The organism is Mesorhizobium sp. CNPSo 4689, assembly GCF_057784325.1.
Genome location: NZ_JBWLUZ010000003.1, coordinates 311415 through 326553, shown reverse-complemented (window position 1 = coordinate 326553; position 15139 = coordinate 311415). Strand labels below are relative to the sequence as shown.

At 64.0% G+C, this 15139-nt stretch carries 20 protein-coding genes; 14 read left to right on the top strand and 6 right to left on the bottom strand.

Going from position 1 to position 15139, the window contains the following annotated elements:
• The first annotated feature begins 3 nt into the window (after positions 1–3).
• The 6 genes from efp (at position 4) to AC04SI_RS06635 (ending at position 5126) form a co-directional block, all read left to right on the top strand.
• Positions 4–570, top strand: a complete 567-nt coding sequence (gene efp, locus AC04SI_RS06660; RefSeq protein ID WP_192182049.1) for an elongation factor P — start codon at positions 4–6, stop codon at positions 568–570.
• Between the two features lie 26 nt (positions 571–596).
• A complete protein-coding gene (locus AC04SI_RS06655) occupies positions 597–1397 on the top strand; it encodes an inositol monophosphatase family protein (protein ID WP_404282954.1) in 801 nt (266 codons plus the stop codon).
• A 199-nt stretch (positions 1398–1596) separates the two neighbouring features.
• Positions 1597–2289 (top strand): PAQR family membrane homeostasis protein TrhA, encoded by a 693-nt coding sequence (trhA, locus tag AC04SI_RS06650; protein WP_404282952.1) that lies wholly within the window; start codon positions 1597–1599, stop codon positions 2287–2289.
• 104 nt (positions 2290–2393) lie between these two features.
• Complete coding sequence (locus AC04SI_RS06645) at positions 2394–3419, top strand: MotA/TolQ/ExbB proton channel family protein (RefSeq protein WP_404282950.1); 1026 nt, start codon at positions 2394–2396, stop codon at positions 3417–3419.
• Between the two features lies 1 nt (position 3420).
• Positions 3421–4452, top strand: a complete 1032-nt coding sequence (locus tag AC04SI_RS06640; RefSeq protein WP_404282948.1) for a peptidoglycan -binding protein — start codon at positions 3421–3423, stop codon at positions 4450–4452.
• A 242-nt stretch (positions 4453–4694) separates the two neighbouring features.
• The gene (locus AC04SI_RS06635; RefSeq protein ID WP_488474025.1) at positions 4695–5126 is read left to right on the top strand and encodes a hypothetical protein; all 432 of its coding nucleotides are present in this window, start codon (positions 4695–4697) and stop codon (positions 5124–5126) included.
• A gap of 63 nt (positions 5127–5189) precedes the next feature.
• On the opposite strand, the gene AC04SI_RS06630 is transcribed toward AC04SI_RS06635, so the two are convergent.
• Positions 5190–5543, bottom strand: coding sequence for a DUF1304 domain-containing protein (locus AC04SI_RS06630; protein ID WP_488474024.1), 354 nt, complete (start codon positions 5541–5543; stop codon positions 5190–5192).
• A 162-nt stretch (positions 5544–5705) separates the two neighbouring features.
• On the opposite strand from AC04SI_RS06630, the gene AC04SI_RS06625 reads away from it, so the two are divergent.
• A complete protein-coding gene (locus AC04SI_RS06625) occupies positions 5706–7193 on the top strand; it encodes a carboxypeptidase M32 (RefSeq protein ID WP_404282944.1) in 1488 nt (495 codons plus the stop codon).
• Positions 7194–7219: 26 nt separating this feature from the next.
• Here the strand turns inward: AC04SI_RS06625 and AC04SI_RS06620 are convergent, their stop codons facing one another.
• On the bottom strand, positions 7220–9022 hold the full coding sequence (locus AC04SI_RS06620; RefSeq protein ID WP_404282942.1) for an ABC transporter transmembrane domain-containing protein: 1803 nt from the start codon (positions 9020–9022) through the stop codon (positions 7220–7222).
• 205 nt (positions 9023–9227) lie between these two features.
• On the opposite strand from AC04SI_RS06620, the gene rpmE reads away from it, so the two are divergent.
• The gene (rpmE, locus tag AC04SI_RS06615; protein ID WP_006200144.1) at positions 9228–9449 is read left to right on the top strand and encodes a 50S ribosomal protein L31; all 222 of its coding nucleotides are present in this window, start codon (positions 9228–9230) and stop codon (positions 9447–9449) included.
• A 92-nt stretch (positions 9450–9541) separates the two neighbouring features.
• On the opposite strand, the gene AC04SI_RS06610 is transcribed toward rpmE, so the two are convergent.
• The gene (locus AC04SI_RS06610) at positions 9542–10183 is read right to left on the bottom strand and encodes a TetR/AcrR family transcriptional regulator (RefSeq protein ID WP_404282940.1); all 642 of its coding nucleotides are present in this window, start codon (positions 10181–10183) and stop codon (positions 9542–9544) included.
• 111 nt (positions 10184–10294) lie between these two features.
• Here AC04SI_RS06610 and AC04SI_RS06605 point away from each other — a divergent pair, with 111 nt between their 5' ends.
• The gene (locus tag AC04SI_RS06605; RefSeq protein WP_404282939.1) at positions 10295–11131 is read left to right on the top strand and encodes an NAD(P)H-binding protein; all 837 of its coding nucleotides are present in this window, start codon (positions 10295–10297) and stop codon (positions 11129–11131) included.
• Between the two features lies 1 nt (position 11132).
• Positions 11133–11612 carry an anthrone oxygenase family protein gene (locus tag AC04SI_RS06600; protein ID WP_404282937.1) on the top strand — a complete coding sequence of 160 codons (480 nt, stop codon included), beginning with the start codon at positions 11133–11135 and terminating at the stop codon, positions 11610–11612.
• Between the two features lie 34 nt (positions 11613–11646).
• Here the strand turns inward: AC04SI_RS06600 and AC04SI_RS06595 are convergent, their stop codons facing one another.
• The 3 genes from AC04SI_RS06595 to AC04SI_RS06585 form a co-directional block, all read right to left on the bottom strand.
• Entirely contained in the window at positions 11647–11970 is a 324-nt protein-coding gene (locus AC04SI_RS06595; protein ID WP_404282935.1) for an Rdx family protein, read from the bottom strand.
• Entirely contained in the window at positions 11967–12716 is a 750-nt protein-coding gene (locus tag AC04SI_RS06590; RefSeq protein ID WP_192182036.1) for a YebC/PmpR family DNA-binding transcriptional regulator, read from the bottom strand. The genes AC04SI_RS06595 and AC04SI_RS06590 overlap by 4 nt, the downstream gene beginning before the upstream one ends.
• A 225-nt stretch (positions 12717–12941) precedes the next feature.
• A complete protein-coding gene (locus tag AC04SI_RS06585) occupies positions 12942–13265 on the bottom strand; it encodes an ArsR/SmtB family transcription factor (RefSeq protein ID WP_192182035.1) in 324 nt (107 codons plus the stop codon).
• 51 nt (positions 13266–13316) lie between these two features.
• Between AC04SI_RS06585 and AC04SI_RS06580 the strand changes: the two genes are divergently transcribed.
• From AC04SI_RS06580 to AC04SI_RS06565, 4 genes are read left to right on the top strand one after another with little or no spacing between them, the layout of a single operon-like run.
• On the top strand, positions 13317–13799 hold the full coding sequence (locus tag AC04SI_RS06580) for an SRPBCC domain-containing protein (RefSeq protein WP_488474023.1): 483 nt from the start codon (positions 13317–13319) through the stop codon (positions 13797–13799).
• A gap of 29 nt (positions 13800–13828) precedes the next feature.
• Positions 13829–14221, top strand: a complete 393-nt coding sequence (locus AC04SI_RS06575; RefSeq protein ID WP_404282930.1) for a VOC family protein — start codon at positions 13829–13831, stop codon at positions 14219–14221.
• A gap of 54 nt (positions 14222–14275) precedes the next feature.
• A complete protein-coding gene (locus AC04SI_RS06570; protein WP_404282928.1) occupies positions 14276–14638 on the top strand; it encodes a hypothetical protein in 363 nt (120 codons plus the stop codon).
• A 26-nt stretch (positions 14639–14664) separates the two neighbouring features.
• Positions 14665–15132 carry an SRPBCC family protein gene (locus AC04SI_RS06565; protein ID WP_404282927.1) on the top strand — a complete coding sequence of 156 codons (468 nt, stop codon included), beginning with the start codon at positions 14665–14667 and terminating at the stop codon, positions 15130–15132.
• Positions 15133–15139: the final 7 nt, after the last annotated feature.

Genomic DNA, 15139 nt, shown 5'->3' with positions numbered 1-15139 from the left:
AACATGGCCAAGATCAATGGCAACGAAATCCGTCCGGGCTATGTCATCGAGCACGATGGCGGCCTGTGGGTGGCGGTCAAGACCAACACCGTCAAGCCCGGCAAGGGCGGCGCCTACAACCAGGTCGAGCTGAAGAACCTCATCAACGGCACCAAGCTCAACGAGCGCTTCCGCTCCGCCGAGACGGTCGAGCAGATCAGGCTGGAGATGAAGGACTTTTCCTTCCTCTACGAGCAGGGCGACGCGCTGGTGTTCATGGATACCGAGAGCTACGAACAGCTTGAACTGCAGAAGGATTTCGTCGGCGACCGCGCCGCCTTCCTGCAGGACGGCATGATGGTGACGGTGCAGCTCTATGAAGAGCGGCCGATCGGTATTTCGCTGCCCGACCAGGTGACGCTGACCATCACCGAGGCCGACCCGGTGGTGAAAGGCCAGACGGCGGCCTCGTCCTATAAGCCGGCGATCCTGGAAAACGGCATCCGCGTTCTCGTGCCGCCGTTCATCGGCGCCGGTGAGCGCATCCTCGTCGACACCAACGAAATCACTTACATTCGCCGCGCCGATTAGGGCTGCGAGCAGCGGGAAGAACAAAAATGGCGCGCTCCGCGATCCTCAATGTCATGGTCCAGGCCGCCATGAAGGCCGGCCGCTCGCTGTCGCGCGACTTCGGCGAAGTGCAGAACCTGCAGGTCTCGATGAAGGGGCCGGGCGACTATGTCAGCCAGGCCGACCGCAAGGCCGAGGACATCCTGTTCACCGAGCTGTCGAAGGCACGGCCGGCTTACTCCTTCCTGATGGAGGAGCGCGGCGCCGTCGAGGGCGATGACGGCCAGCACCGCTGGATCGTCGACCCGCTCGACGGCACCACCAATTTCCTGCACGGCATTCCGCTATTTGCCATCTCGATCGCGCTCGAGCGCCAGGGCCAGATCGTCGCCGGCGTCATCTACAATCCGGCGATGGACGAGCTCTACACCGCCGAGCGCGGCGGCGGCGCCTTCATGAACGACCGCCGGCTGCGCGTCGCCGGCCGCACCAAGCTGGTCGACGCGGTGATCGGCTGCGGCATGCCGCATCTCGGCCGCGGCCAGCACGGCAATTTCCTTGTCGAACTGCGCAATGTGATGGCCGAGGTTTCAGGCGTGCGCCGCCTCGGCTCCGCCTCGCTCGATCTCGCCTATGTCGCCGCCGGCCGCATGGACGGGTTCTGGGAAGTCGGCCTGTCGGCCTGGGACATCGCCGCCGCCCTGCTCTTGATCCGCGAAGCAGGCGGCTTCGTCTCCGACTTCGACGGCGGCCAGGACATGCTGGACAACGGCTCGGTCGTCGCCGGCAACGAGATCATCCAGCGCGCGCTGTTGAAGACGGTCAAGAAGCCGGTTACGCCGCGTTAGAGCAATTCCAGGAAAAGTGTGTAGCGGTTTTCCGTCCGGAATTGCGTAGGACAAATACTCAGGGCGGCTCAACGATTCTACCCAAACTGAACCGCTCTGATGAAGGTTGCCGCGCTGAAGCGCCGCAGTCGCAAAATCGCAACCAAAGCTTGAAATACTGTCCGGCAACCGCCCAGATACGGGCGATGCAGGGCCATTCATGAGCGATACCGGACCACAATCCCAGCTCGACATCCCGTTCATGGGCCGCTGGCACTATTCGCGCGCCGAAATGATCGCCGACGGCATCGTCCACGCGGTGGGCATCGTGCTGGCGATCTCGGCCGGCTCGGCATTCCTGGCGCTGGCGGCCTTCCATGCCGGTCCCGGCGAGTATATCGCCGCCGCCTTCTACGTCGTCTCGCTGCTTACCGTCTTGTCGGTGTCGCTGGCCTATAATCTCTGGCCGGTGTCGTCGCCGGCGAAGTGGATCCTGCGTCGCTTCGACCATGCCGCGATCTATCTCCTGATCGCCGCGACCTATACGCCCTTCCTCGCCCAACTCGATGGCTCGCCGTTGGCTGTCTCGATGATCGTCCTGGTCTGGGTCTCGGCGGCGATCGGCATCGCCATAAAAGTGTTTCTTCCCGGCCGCTTCGACCGGCTGGCGGTCGTCTTCTATCTCGCCATCGGCTGGAGCGGCATCGTCCTGGTCGGCCCGCTGGTGCAGACCTTGCCGACGATATCGATCGCGCTGATCGTCGCCGGCGGCGTTGTTTACTCCTTGGGCGTCATCTTCTTCGCCTGGAAGGGCCTGCGCTTCCACAACGCGGTCTGGCACGGCTTTGTCGTGACCGGCGCCGGCTTGCATCTGGCCGCCATGGTCGACTGCCTGGTGATAAACCGCTTCTGAGCTTTGGCCGGCAATATTGCCAAGCGCCATTCAATTTGGTCACAATTCCGTTTAGAGTCGCGAACAAGTTGATCGGCGGCAGCGGCATCGGAAACGGGGCACGAATGGCTTTTCTCAGATCCTTCGGCATCGGCAGGCGCTCCGACGTTCTGATCTACGACCCCCATAAACTGTCCAGCCCGCAGGTTTTTCTGCTGACCATGCTGATCTTCCTGGTCATCGTGGCCTTCATCGCCGCCATCCTGACCCGCCAGGTCTCGAGCGCATTCGTCACCAATCCGGGCCTCAACGGGCTGATCATCGGCGTGCTGGTGGTCGGCATCCTGCTGGCCTTCGCCCAGGTCGGGCGCCTGTTTCGCGAGGTGCGCTGGGTCAACTCCTTCCGCGCCGGCTCGGAAACCACCGAACCGGTGCTGCTGGCGCCGATGAAGGCGATGATCGGCCGTTCGTCGACGGTGGCCTTCTCGACCTCCTCGATGCGCACCATGCTCGATTCGATCGCCACCCGCCTCGACGAAAGCCGTGACACCTCGCGCTATCTCGTCGGCCTCCTGGTGTTCCTCGGCCTGCTCGGCACCTTCTGGGGCCTGCTCAACACCATCGGCTCGATCCGCGAAACCATCGAATCTCTCGATCCCGGCACCGGTGATGCCGCCGCTGTGCTGGAGTCGCTCAAGCAAGGCCTGTCGGCGCCGCTGGCCGGCATGGGCACCGCCTTCTCGTCCTCGCTGTTCGGTCTCTCCGGCTCGCTGGTGCTCGGCTTCCTCGACCTGCAGGCAGGCCGCGCCCAGACCCGCTTCTACACCGAGCTGGAAAACTGGCTGTCCTCGGTCACCGATCTCTCCTCCGACATCGTCGTTGCCGATCCGGTCAGGAGCGAACCTTCCGACGAGATCCGCCTGTTGTCGGAAAGGCTGCGCAGCCTGCAGGAGAATGGCGGCGGCTCCAATCCGCGCGTCGCCACCGCCATGGCCAATCTCGCCGACGGCATCTCCGGTCTGGTCAAGAACATGCGCTCCGAACAGCAGATCATGCGCGACTGGGTCGAGGCGCAGTCAGACGAGCAGAAGGCGATGCGCAACACGCTGGAAAAGATCGCCGACGCCCTGAAGAAGCAGGGAGTCCACTAGCATGGCTCTCGCCAGGGCACGGCGCGCCGATCGCCGCATCGACTACTGGCCGGGCTTCGTCGATGCGCTGTCGACGCTGCTCCTGGCGATCATGTTCCTGCTCACCGTCTTCGTGCTGGCGCAGTTCCTGCTCGGCCGCGAAATCTCCGGCAAGGACACTGTGCTCAGCCGCCTCAACTCGCAGATCAACGAATTGACCCAGCTCCTGGCGCTGGAGCGCTCGTCGACGCAGGACAAGGAGGATTCGCTCGCCAATCTGCAGGCCTCGCTGTCGGCGTCGGAGGCGGAAAAGAGCCGGCTCCAGCAATTGCTCGCGCAAGGCGCCGGCGCCGGCGATGCGGCCAACCAGCGTGCCACGGCCCTTTCCGGCGAACTCGACAGCCAGCGCCAGATCAGCCAGCAGGCGCTGAGCCAGGTCGAGATCCTCAATCAGCAGATCGCAGCACTTCGCAAGCAGATCGGCGCGCTCGAAGACGCGCTCAACGTGTCCGAGACGCGCGACCGCGACTCCAACACCAAGATCGCCGATCTCGGCCGCCGCCTCAACGTGGCACTTGCGCAGCGCGTCCAGGAGCTGAACCGCTACCGCTCCGACTTCTTCGGCCGCTTGCGTGAAATCCTCGCCGACCGCGAGAACATCCGCATCGTCGGCGACCGTTTCGTCTTCCAGTCGGAAGTGCTGTTTCCCACCGGCTCCGAGGTGATCAACGATGCCGGCAAGGTCGAGATGAAGAAGCTCGCCGATGCCATCATCGAACTGCAGAAGGAGATCCCGCCGGAGATCAACTGGGTGCTGCGCGTCGACGGCCACACCGACAACAAGCCGCTGTCCGGCACCGGCCGCTACCGCGACAATTGGGAGCTTTCGACGGCGCGCTCGACCTCGGTGGTGAAGTTCCTGATTGAGAACGGCGTGCCGGCCAACCGGCTGGTCGCCGCCGGCTTCGGCGAGTTCCAGCCGCTCGACCCCGCCGACACCGACGAGGCCCGCAATAAGAACCGCCGCATTGAACTGAAGCTCACCGAACGGTGATCGCGCATCACGCGAATTTGTTCGCCGGTTCAACGCTAGGGCGCAGATATCAGGCCGGCAAGGCCTGAAAAGATTATCTTTTTTTAATTACACTTCGCCGCCGGTCGCTTCTAGTTTTCGCTGCGGAGGCCGAGAACCGCCGGCGATGACTCCCATCATCGCGACGCGACGGAACCGGACGGCCTGTGACCGGAAGTGGGCGCAGCAATCGCCCCTTCCACAGTAAAGAGGAGGACGCAGCCATGCGCTCTTTTGCTCCCAAGACAATCAGGACTGCAACGATCGCCGCCTTTCTCGTGGCGGTTCCTTTGGCCGGCGCCTATGCCGCCGGACATCACAAGGGTGCTCTCGACGCAACGGACCCGACGGACATGGTCGGCCCGCGCGTGACCGGCCTGATCGATCAGGTGAAGGGCGTCGACGAAGGCATCGCCGACGCAAGGCAGGCGAACACGATTACGCCGGCCGAGGCGCAGCAACTGCACATGCGCGCCGCTCATATCAGCCAGGCGGCAGCAAGAACGGCCGCCGCGGATCATGGCCGGATACCGGCTGCGCAGTATCATGATTTGCTGCGCCGGCTCGACAATGTCGACCAGGCCCTCCGGATCGACACCGGCGCCGTCTTCCTGATGGGCGACGGCGCCGACGGCGGCCACTATCCGAACGGCTGATCATCGGAACAAGAGGAAGGGACGACCTGGCGCCCAAGGGAACTCATCCCCAAGGGCGCCTTTTTACCAGCCAAGCCAGAGCACGATCAGGGCAAGCACGGACGGCACGGTCTGGATGAACAGGATCTTCCTGCTGGCGGTCGCCGCGCCATAGAGGCCTGCTATGGCGACGCAAAGCAGGAAGAACACCTTGATCTGGAAGCCAGCCGCCCCGAGCGTAAGGCCCCAGATCAGGCCGGCGGCGAGAAAGCCGTTGTAGAGCCCCTGGTTGGCTGCGAGCACCGTGGACGCCTTGGCAAAGTCAGGTGTCAGGCCGAACGCCTTGTGGCCGCGCGGCGTATCCCACAGCACCATCTCCAGATAGACGATGTAGCAGTGGATCAGCGCCACCAGCCCGACCAGAATGTTGCCGATCATTTTGCCCTTCCGTTTGCCGTCTTTTCGGCCAGCCAGCATTGATCACGCACGGGCGTCGCTGCGCAAGGTGCCTCGAGCGCGGCTCTCGCTAGGCTCAGGGTTGCCAACCCCGGCATGTTGGTATCTTTTCCCGCCAGCCAATCGAAGCTGACGGAATCCACAATGTCCTTTCAGAAACTTGACGACCTCGGCCACAAGCTCGAAGCGCTGGAGCATGCGCTTGCCATCCTCGGCGCCGACGAGGCGACGCATATGGCGGTCGGCGGCGGCGAGAAGCGCGCCGAGGCAATGTCGGCGCTTGCCGGCATGCTTCACGCCCGGGCGACCGCGCCCGAAATATCAGACTGGATCGCCGCTGCGGAACAAGAGGTGCTGAACGAGGAACAGCAGGCGGCGGTCGGGGAGTTGCGCCGGCAATACACCAACCTGACCTGCCTGCCGGTCGAGTTCGTCGAGCGCCAGACGACGGCGCGCATGCGCTCCGAACAGCTCTGGCGTGATCTGCGCGCCAAGAACGACTGGGCAGGCTTCCTGCCGTCGCTGGAAGGCGTAGTCGCCCTGGTACGAGAGGAAGCGGCATTGCGCGCCGACGTGCTTGGCCTCGACCCTTACGACGCATTGATGGAACAGTACGATCCCGGCAACCGCGCCGCCGACATCACACCCGTGTTCGCCGAACTGAAGACCTTTCTCAAGGGTTTCGTGCCGGAAGCGCTGGCCGTGCAAGAGGCGCGGCTGGCCGAGCGCCCGCTGAAGCCGCTCTCCGGCAGCTATGCGATCGACAGGCAGCGCGAGCTTGGCCTCGCCATGATGGCGGCCGTCGGTTTCGACCTGACGCACGGCTCGCTGTCGGTGTCGCATCACCCTTTCTGCGGCGGTGTGCCGAGCGACGTGCGCATCACCACCCGCTACAAGACGACCGATTTCCTGTCGGCGCTGATGGGTGTGCTGCACGAGACCGGCCACGCGCTCTATGAGCAGAACCTGCCCACGGCCTGGTCGCATTGGCCGCTCGGCAAGGCGCGCGGCATGGCGGTGCATGAAAGCCAGAGCCTGTTCGTCGAAAAGCAGATCGGACGCAATCCGGCCTTCTGGCGCTGGGCGCTGCCGGTGGTCGAAAAGCATCTCGGCGAGGCCTGGCCGCTCGACGACATCCTGCCGCATGTACACCGGGTCGAGCGCGGCCTGATCCGCGTCGATGCCGACGAGGTCACCTACCCGCTGCACGTCATCCTGCGCTATGAACTGGAGCAGGAACTGGTTTCGGGCCGGCTGGACCTGGCCGACCTGCCGGAGGCCTGGGACGCCAAGATGCGCGACTATCTCAGCCTGTCGACCATCGACAACCCCGCCGACGGCCCGATGCAGGACGTGCATTGGCCAGGTGCGGCGTTCGGCTATTTCCCGTCCTACACGCTGGGCGCCATGATGGCGGCGCAGCAATGGGCGGCGCTGACGCGTGACCATCCTCTAACCGACAGTGACCTCGCCAAGGGCGACTTCAGCGCCATCAACGATTGGCGCCGTGAAAAAATATGGTCGCAAGGGTCGCGCTGGTCGACGCCGGATCTGCTCGAACGCGCCACCGGCGAAGAACTCAACGCAACGCATTTCACCGAGCATCTGAAGAAGCGCTACGGCACCGCCTGACAGCAGGGCCGTGCCGGGTGCGCCGGCTACTCGGCCGCGCCCTTGAAGGCGCTGGCGCCGGTCTCGAATTGCAGTTTGGCCAGCCGCGCATAGATGCCGCCCTTGGCGACGAGGCTCTGGTGGGTGCCTTCCTCGACGATGCGGCCGGCCTCCATGACCAGGATGCGGTCGGCCTTCAGCACCGTCGCCAGCCGGTGGGCGATGACCAAAGTGGTGCGGTCCTGCATCAGCCGCTCCAGCGCCGTCTGCACCAGCGTCTCGCTTTCGGCGTCGAGCGCCGACGTGGCCTCGTCGAGCAGCAGGATCGGCGCGTCGCGCAGGATGGCGCGGGCAATCGCCACGCGCTGGCGCTGGCCGCCGGAAAGCGTCACGCCGCGTTCGCCGACCTGGCTGTCATAGCCTTTATCGAGCTTCAAGATGAACTCGTCGGCGAGGGCCGCCTTGGCCGCCGCCTCGATCTCTGCGGTGCTGGCGCCGGGCCGGCCAAAGCCGATATTGTCGCGCGCGCTGGCCGCGAAGATGGTGACGTCCTGCGGCACGATCGCAATGCGCTCCCTGACATCAGCGGGATCGGCCTCGCGCAAGTCGACCCCGTCGATGACGATACGGCCGGTCTCGGGATCGTAGAAGCGCAGGATCAGCGAAAACACCGTGCTCTTGCCGGCGCCCGAGGGACCAACGATCGCCACCGTCTCGCCGGGCTTGATCTGAAAACTCAGGCCGTGGACGGCGGCGCGGTCGGGCCTTGCCGGATAGGAGAAGGACACGTCGTCGAAGCTGATCGCGCCTCTCGCCTTCGCCGGCAGCGGCGCCGGATTGGCCGGCGACTGGATGGCAGGTTTCTCGGCCAGGATCTCGGTCAACCGCTCCGCCGCGCCCGCCGCCTGGGAAAGCTCGCCCCAGACCTCCGACAGCGCGCCGAGCGCGCCGGCGGCAAACACCGAATAAAGCAGGAACTGGCCGAGCGTGCCCGGCGACAGCGTGCCTGCAAGCACGTCGCGCGAGCCGAACCAGAGCACCGCCACGACCGAGGAAAAGATCATGAAGATGGCGAAGAAGGTGAGGAAGGAGCGGGCAAAGATCGAGGCCCGCGCCGCCTCGAAGGCGGCTTCCACGGCGGCCGAGAACCGCCCGGTGACCAGTTTTTCGTTGGTGAAGGCCTGCAGCGTGCGCACCGCACCGATCTGCTCGCTGGCATAGGCGGTGGCGTCGGCCAGCGTGTCCTGCGCCTGTCGCGATTTCCGCCGCACCGAGCGCCCGAAGGCGACCAGCGGCAGCACGATCACAGGAATCGCGGCAATCACCAGGCCTGACAGTTTCGGGCTGGTGACGACCATCATCGCCACCGCGCCAAGGCCGAGGATGACGTTGCGCAGCGCCACCGAGGCGGTGGCGCCGACCGCTGATTTCACCTGCGTGGTGTCGGCGGCGAGCCGCGACACGATCTCGCCCGACTGTGCGGTGTCGAAGAAGGCCGGCGACAGCGTCGTGACATGGGCAAACACATCGCTGCGGATGTCGGCGACAACGCGCTCGCCGAGCGTGATGACGAAATAGTAGCGGCTGGCCGAGGCCGCCGCCAGCAATGCGGCCATCACCACCAGCATGGCGAAATATTCGGCGATGAAGCTGGAATCGGACGCGGAAAAGCCGTGGTCGATCATGCGCCGCACGGCGAGCGGCAAGGCAAGCGTCGTCGCAGCGGCGACGATCAGCGAGATGATCGCACCGATGACCAGCTTGCGGTAGCGGGTGATGTAGGGAAAAAGGCGCCCCAGCGGCCCGAGCGAGCGCCGGCGCCCGTCTTCCTCGCCGCTGATATCCGCCATGACCGTTTCCTCTGGCCGCTTCCAGGTGGGCGTCTTCAATATGCGCCTGCCGCGGCCTTGTGATTCAATTCCGGCTGATGTATAGGCTCGCCGACCGTTTTAGAAGCCGTGGCTCCTCAATAGCTGCGGCTTCGAATTTTAAAAAGGGGCGCATCGACGCAGGCCATGGGCCCGTCGGCAGCGCCGGCAAGCCAGGAACAGAACCATGAAGACCGACATCCATCCCGACTACCACACGATCAAGGTCGTCATGACCGACGGCACCGAATACATGACCCGTTCGACCTGGGGCAAGGAAGGCGATACGATGAACCTCGATATCGACCCGACCACCCACCCGGCCTGGACCGGCGGCCAGCAGACCCTGCTCGACCGCGGCGGTCGCCTGTCGAAGTTCAAGAAGCGTTTCGAAGGCTTCGGCATCTAAGCCGCAACAGCCTTTCACGGATAAAGAACCCGCCTTCGAGGCGGGTTTTTTGTTGATTGGGCCCTGCCACTTCTCAGCCGCTAGCGCGCGGCCTACTCGGCAAGCAATTCCCGCAGCGCCATGCGCTTGTAGGCTGCCACCAGCCTGTCGCCTTCCTCTCGATCGACAGAGATCGCCAGCCGCATCGCGGCCTCGCCCATCTGCCAGACGAAAAACGCCGTCGTCTCCAGCGCCACCGGATCAGCACCGGGCTTGAGCCGCCTCAGCACCGCGATGAGGAATTCGGCATTGGCGCGGCTGTCCGCCAGCTCGAGCTCGCGCAGCGCCTTGTCGGCCTGCGTGCCCGACCAGATGTCGCGCATGACCGGCTCGGCCAGGAACAGCCGGTAGTAGATGTCCACCAGCTCCGAAAACGCCTGCCGCAGGCCTTCGGCATCGCCGATGTCCTTCAGCGCGGCCGCGATGCAGGCCTGGCTTTCGGCGGTGTAGCGCTCGGCCAGCGCCCAAACGATCGCCCGCTTGTCCGGGAAGAACTGGTAGAGCGAGCCGATCGACACGCCTGCCCTTTCCGCCACCTCGCCCATGCGCATGGCGTCGCTGCCCTGCTCGGCGATCAGCACCGAGGCGGCGGCCAGCATCCGCTCGACCCGCTCGCGGCTGCGCTGCTGGCTGGGCGCCCGGCGCGGCGATGCGACCTGCCCATCCTGTTGAGGCGACGCGATCCTGCCTTCCATGGCTCTCTCCGGAAACATTCTTCGACAAACTGGCTTGACTCGCAAAATACGAGGGTTTATCACGTTTTGCAAATGTGAGGATTTCTCATGTTTGTGAAAGAGGAAACCGAGATGACTGACACCACAGCGAAACATCCGACCTTGATCCTCGGCGGCACCGGCAAGATCGGCCGCCGCATCGCCGAGCGGCTGACGGCGCGCGGCCTTCCGGTGCGCATCGGCTCACGTTCCGGCGCCCCATCCTTCGACTGGGAAGACGACGCGACCTGGGCCCCGGCAATGCGGGGCGTGGGCGCCGTCTACATCAGCTACTACCCCGATCTTTCCGTGCCGAGTGCCGCTGAAGCGGTCGGCGCTTTCGCCAATCTTGCGGTGCAAAACGGCATCACGCGGCTGGTGCTGCTGTCGGGGCGGGGCGAAACGGAGGCCCAGCGCGCCGAGGAGATGCTGAAGGCTTCGGGCGCCGACTGGACGATCCTGCGCTGTGCCTGGTTTGCCCAGAACTTCAGTGAGAGCTTTCTGCTTGACCCCTTGCTCGAGGGCGAGGTTGCGTTGCCGGTCGGCGATGTCGGAGAACCCTTTGTCGATGCAGACGACATCGCCGAGGCCGCCGTGACGGCGCTTACCCAGCAAGGGCATGTCGGCCAGCTTTATGAACTGACCGGACCGCGGCTGCTGAGTTTCGCCGACGCGATCGCCGAGATCGGCAAGGCGGCCGGCCGCGACATCCGCTTCAAGCAGATTTCGCATGCCGAGTTCGCCGCCGCAATCGCCGCGCACGAACTGCCGGCCGAGTTTGCCTGGCTGCTCAACGAGCTGTTCACCGAGGTGCTCGACGGCCGCAACGAGGCGCTGACCGACGGTGTCCAGCGTGTTCTCGGCCGTGCGCCAAAAGACTTTTCCGCCTATACAACCGAAACCGCCGCTTCCGGCATCTGGAGCAACTGACATGATCGCGAAGCTTCTTCCCGCCCTCATCTTCATCGCCGCGCTCGGCTCGGGCATCGTCGGCGGCGTGTTCTTCGCCTTTTCCAATTTCATCATGGCGGGACTTGCCCGGCTGCCCGCCCCAGGCGGCATCGCCGCGATGAATTCGATCAACGTCACCGTCATCACGCCGCTGTTCATGACCGCGCTTTTCGGCACCGGGCTGGTCTGCCTGGTGCTCATTGCCGGCGCGATCATCGGCTGGGGCCAGCCGGGCTCTTTCTGGCTGCTCACCGGCGCGCTGCTCTATCTCGTTGGCAGCCCGATCGTGACCATGGTCTTCAACGTGCCGCTCAACGACGCGCTCGCCGCCGTCGATCCGGCAAGCAGCAACGGTGCCGCCGTGTGGACGAACTATCTGAGCAAGTGGGTGATGTGGAACCACGTCCGCACCATCACCGCCATCGTTGCGATGGCCTGCTTCATTTTCGCATTGATCTGAAAGCGACCGCCCAAAGGCAAAAAAAGACCTCGCCTCAGGCCGTGTCTTTTTGCGTGTCTTTTGACGTATGCCCCTTGCGGTCGGCATGGCCGAGATCGCGGTCCGGGTCGATGACGTCGCGGACCAGCTGCTTGAGCTTGGCCGCATCCGGAAAGCCGCCATCGCGCTTGCGGTCCCAGATGAGCGTGTCGTTGCAGGAGATGGTGAAGATGCCGCCGGTGCCCGGTACCAGAGTCACCTCCCCGAGATCCGTGCCAAAGGTGGAAAGCAGTTCCTGCGCCATCCAGCCGCCGCGCAACAGCCACTGGCACTGCGTGCAATAGGTGATGCGGATGGTGGGCAGCGGCTTTTCGGTCATGCCGCGCTGAGCTTGGCCATGGTCTCGTCGTCGACCTCGAAATTGGCGTAGACGCTCTGCACGTCGTCGTCGTCCTCGAGCGTGGCGACCAGCTTCATCAGCGACTGCGCGCGCTCCTCGTCGACCGGGATATTGTTCTGCGGCTGCCAGATCGGCTTCACCGATTCGGCTTCGCCGAGCGCGCCTTCCAGAGCCTTGGAGACTTCGCCGAGATTTTCGAAGGCGCAATAGATGGTGTGGCCTTCCTCGTCCGACTGCACGTCGTCGGCGCCGGCCTCGATCGCCGCATCCATGACCTTTTCGGCGCTGCCGACTGACGCCGGATAATAGATTTCGCCGACCCGATCCCACATGAACGACACCGAGCCGGTTTCGCCCATCGCCCCGCCGGCCTTGGTAAAGGCCGCGCGCACGTTCGAGGCCGAACGGTTGCGGTTGTCGGTCAGCGCCTCGACGATCAGCGCCACGCCGCCCGGCCCGTAGCCTTCGTAGCGCACGGCTTCGTAGTTTTCGGCATCGCCCATCGACGCCTTGTTGATGGCGCGCTGGATGTTGTCCTTCGGCATCGACACCGCCTTGGCATTCTGCACGGCAAGGCGCAGGCGCGGGTTCATCGACGGGTCCGGCGTCCCGGTCTTGGCGGCGACGGTGATTTCGCGCGCCAGCTTGGAAAACATTTTCGACCGCACCGCATCCTGGCGGCCCTTGCGGTGCATGATGTTCTTGAACTGTGAATGGCCAGCCATGGCACCCCTGTCGTCTTCGGCTAGAGCATTTGCGGCCGGGCGGTTTCACCCGACGTTTGCGAAAATGCTCGAATTCAAATTTTCAGAACGTCCCTAGTATGCCCGGTTGGACATACGACGCTCTCTGTCGGAATGGCCGGCTTATAAATAAATCGGCTCAATTCGTCCAGCCGCGCCGTTGGCGACCAGTACGGGATCAGCCCGACGGGTCTGGCCCGCGGCCGTTCACGCCTCGAGATCGGACTTCAGCCGGTCGATGATGCTGATCGCGTGGCCGGCATACTGGCTGATCCAGCGGTCGTGGATCTGCTTGATCGGCAGCGCGTTGAGATGGTTCCAGCGCTCGCGCCCGTCGCGCCGCGCCACGATCAGCTCGGCCTCCTCCAGCACCTTGAGGTGCAGCATGACGGTACAGCGGTCCATGTCGGGAAAGGCTTCGCACAGCATGCCGGTGGTGCGCGGCGCGTCCTTCATCTGGTCAAGCAATTCGCGCCGGCGTGGATGCGCCAGCGCCTTGAAAACATTGTCGTCTTGCGATCGGCTTGACATGTTATATTTCTATAACATATTGTTGGGCAGATCAAGGAAGGAGCTGTGGATATGTCCCTTGGATACAAGATCTCCGGACGCATCGGCAAACCGGTCGCCGAAGTCTTCGACGCGGTCGTCAATCCGAACAAGCTCAGCGGCTACTTCACCACCATAGGCGGCGCCAGCGCACCGCTGGTGGCGGGCACTACCGTAACATGGTGGAAGACGGTGCCCGTCGAAGTCGACGAGGTCGCGAAAGACAGCCGCATCGTGCTGCGTTGGGACGCCACCGACGCCGACGGCAAGTCGGCCTACAAGACGCGCATCGAAATGAATTTCGAGCCGCTGGACGATGGCGGCACCTTCGTCACCATCGCAGAGGCCGGCTGGCGTGAAGGAGAGGTCGGATTGAAAAAATCCTACCTCAATTGCGAGGGCTGGTCGCAGATGCTGGCCTGCATGAAGGCCTATGTCGAATACGGCATAAACCTGCGCGATGGCTATTACCGCAGTGAGATGAAGGGCGAACCCGCCAACGAGACCAATATCTGAGCGACCGTGGATGGAGACGGAGACCTGCTATGAAGAAGGTGACGCCATTCCTGATGTTCGAGGGCAAGGCCGAGGAAGCGACGACCTTCTACTGCGAGACCATTCCCGACAGCAGTGTCCTTGACGTCACCCGTTACGGCCCCGGCGAAGATGGCCCGGAAGGAACGCTCAAGCTGGCGCGTGTGTCCATCGGCGGCCTGGACGTGATGGTTTTCAACAGCCCGGTGCACCATGCCTTCACCTTCACGCCGTCGGCCTCGCTCTACGTGGACTGTTCCTCCGAGCAGGAGCTGAACCGCATTGTCGAGGCAATGGCGAAGGACGGCGCGTTCCTGATGGCGCCCGACAATTATGGCTTCAGCCGCCGTTTCGCATGGCTCAACGACAGGTTCGGAGTCTCCTGGCAGATCAATCTGGCGTAGCGAGCGCTGGGCCGAGCCGACAAGCAGCAGCTGAACATGACAACGGAGCCAGCAATGACCGCGAAGATCACCGGCGGCGTCAACATCGCCATGAAGGTACCGCCGCATCAATATGAGGCGACGATCGCCTTCTACCGCGATGTCGTCGGCCTGAAGCCGTTCACCGCCAAGGCGCCGGCAATCGGCTTCGAGCTCGGCCCCAACCGCCTGTGGATCGATGAAGCGCCGATGATGAGCCAGGCCGAAATCTGGCTGGAGCTGTTTACGGACGATTTCCCGGTCGCCGCGGATCATTTCGCCAAGACCGGCGTTGTGCGCTGCGACGCGATCGAACTCCTGGGCGAAGGTTTTCGCGGCTTCTGGATCGCCAATCCGGCCAGCATCATCCACATGGTGCGCGAACCGGACGCCTGGTGAGGGCCAAAGCCTGAAAGGAGACCGCCATGGAAATCCGCGAAGCACCAACCGCCGAAACCGCCATGCTGATCAGGCGGCCCGTTGCCGAGGTGTTTGAAGCGATCGTCGACCCGGCGATCACCACGAAATTCTGGTTCACCCATGGTAGCGGCCGGCTGGACGCAGGCAAGCCGGTTCAGTGGGAATGGCGCATGTACGGCGTCTCGACGGCAGTCGATGTCAGCGAGATCGTCAAGGACAAGAAGATCGTCATGCAGTGGAGCGACCCGCCGACCACGGTGGTCTGGACCTTCACCGAGATACCGGGCAACGCGACCTTTCTCGATATCCGCAATTTCGGCTTCGCCGGCAGCGGTGACGAACAGGTCAAGCAGGCGATCGATTCGACCGGCGGCTTCTCGCTCGTGCTGGCCGGCGCCAAGGCGTGGCTGGAACAGGGCCTGACGCTTGGCCTAATCGGCGATCGCCATCCGAAGGGTGTGCCGGCGAGCTAAGAGCCGG

Excerpts from the sequence above, each read along its gene's own strand:
- AC04SI_RS06575 (WP_404282930.1), top strand. The coding sequence starts at position 13,829 with ATGAAGAAGGTGACGCCATTCCTGATGTTCGAGGGCAAGGCCGAGGAA.
- rpmE (WP_006200144.1), top strand. The coding sequence starts at position 9,228 with ATGAAGACCGACATCCATCCCGACTACCACACGATCAAGGTCGTCATG.
- AC04SI_RS06585 (WP_192182035.1), bottom strand. The coding sequence starts at position 13,265 with ATGTCAAGCCGATCGCAAGACGACAATGTTTTCAAGGCGCTGGCGCAT.
- AC04SI_RS06630 (WP_488474024.1), bottom strand. The coding sequence starts at position 5,543 with ATGATCGGCAACATTCTGGTCGGGCTGGTGGCGCTGATCCACTGCTAC.
- AC04SI_RS06655 (WP_404282954.1), top strand. The coding sequence starts at position 597 with ATGGCGCGCTCCGCGATCCTCAATGTCATGGTCCAGGCCGCCATGAAG.
- AC04SI_RS06635 (WP_488474025.1), top strand. The coding sequence starts at position 4,695 with ATGCGCTCTTTTGCTCCCAAGACAATCAGGACTGCAACGATCGCCGCC.
- AC04SI_RS06595 (WP_404282935.1), bottom strand. The coding sequence starts at position 11,970 with ATGACCGAAAAGCCGCTGCCCACCATCCGCATCACCTATTGCACGCAG.
- efp (WP_192182049.1), top strand. The coding sequence starts at position 4 with ATGGCCAAGATCAATGGCAACGAAATCCGTCCGGGCTATGTCATCGAG.
- AC04SI_RS06610 (WP_404282940.1), bottom strand. The coding sequence starts at position 10,183 with ATGGAAGGCAGGATCGCGTCGCCTCAACAGGATGGGCAGGTCGCATCG.
- AC04SI_RS06600 (WP_404282937.1), top strand. The coding sequence starts at position 11,133 with ATGATCGCGAAGCTTCTTCCCGCCCTCATCTTCATCGCCGCGCTCGGC.
- AC04SI_RS06640 (WP_404282948.1), top strand. The coding sequence starts at position 3,421 with ATGGCTCTCGCCAGGGCACGGCGCGCCGATCGCCGCATCGACTACTGG.
- AC04SI_RS06645 (WP_404282950.1), top strand. The coding sequence starts at position 2,394 with ATGGCTTTTCTCAGATCCTTCGGCATCGGCAGGCGCTCCGACGTTCTG.
- AC04SI_RS06570 (WP_404282928.1), top strand. The coding sequence starts at position 14,276 with ATGACCGCGAAGATCACCGGCGGCGTCAACATCGCCATGAAGGTACCG.
- AC04SI_RS06620 (WP_404282942.1), bottom strand. The coding sequence starts at position 9,022 with ATGGCGGATATCAGCGGCGAGGAAGACGGGCGCCGGCGCTCGCTCGGG.
- AC04SI_RS06605 (WP_404282939.1), top strand. The coding sequence starts at position 10,295 with ATGACTGACACCACAGCGAAACATCCGACCTTGATCCTCGGCGGCACC.
- trhA (WP_404282952.1), top strand. The coding sequence starts at position 1,597 with ATGAGCGATACCGGACCACAATCCCAGCTCGACATCCCGTTCATGGGC.
- AC04SI_RS06580 (WP_488474023.1), top strand. The coding sequence starts at position 13,317 with ATGTCCCTTGGATACAAGATCTCCGGACGCATCGGCAAACCGGTCGCC.
- AC04SI_RS06625 (WP_404282944.1), top strand. The coding sequence starts at position 5,706 with ATGTCCTTTCAGAAACTTGACGACCTCGGCCACAAGCTCGAAGCGCTG.
- AC04SI_RS06590 (WP_192182036.1), bottom strand. The coding sequence starts at position 12,716 with ATGGCTGGCCATTCACAGTTCAAGAACATCATGCACCGCAAGGGCCGC.
- AC04SI_RS06565 (WP_404282927.1), top strand. The coding sequence starts at position 14,665 with ATGGAAATCCGCGAAGCACCAACCGCCGAAACCGCCATGCTGATCAGG.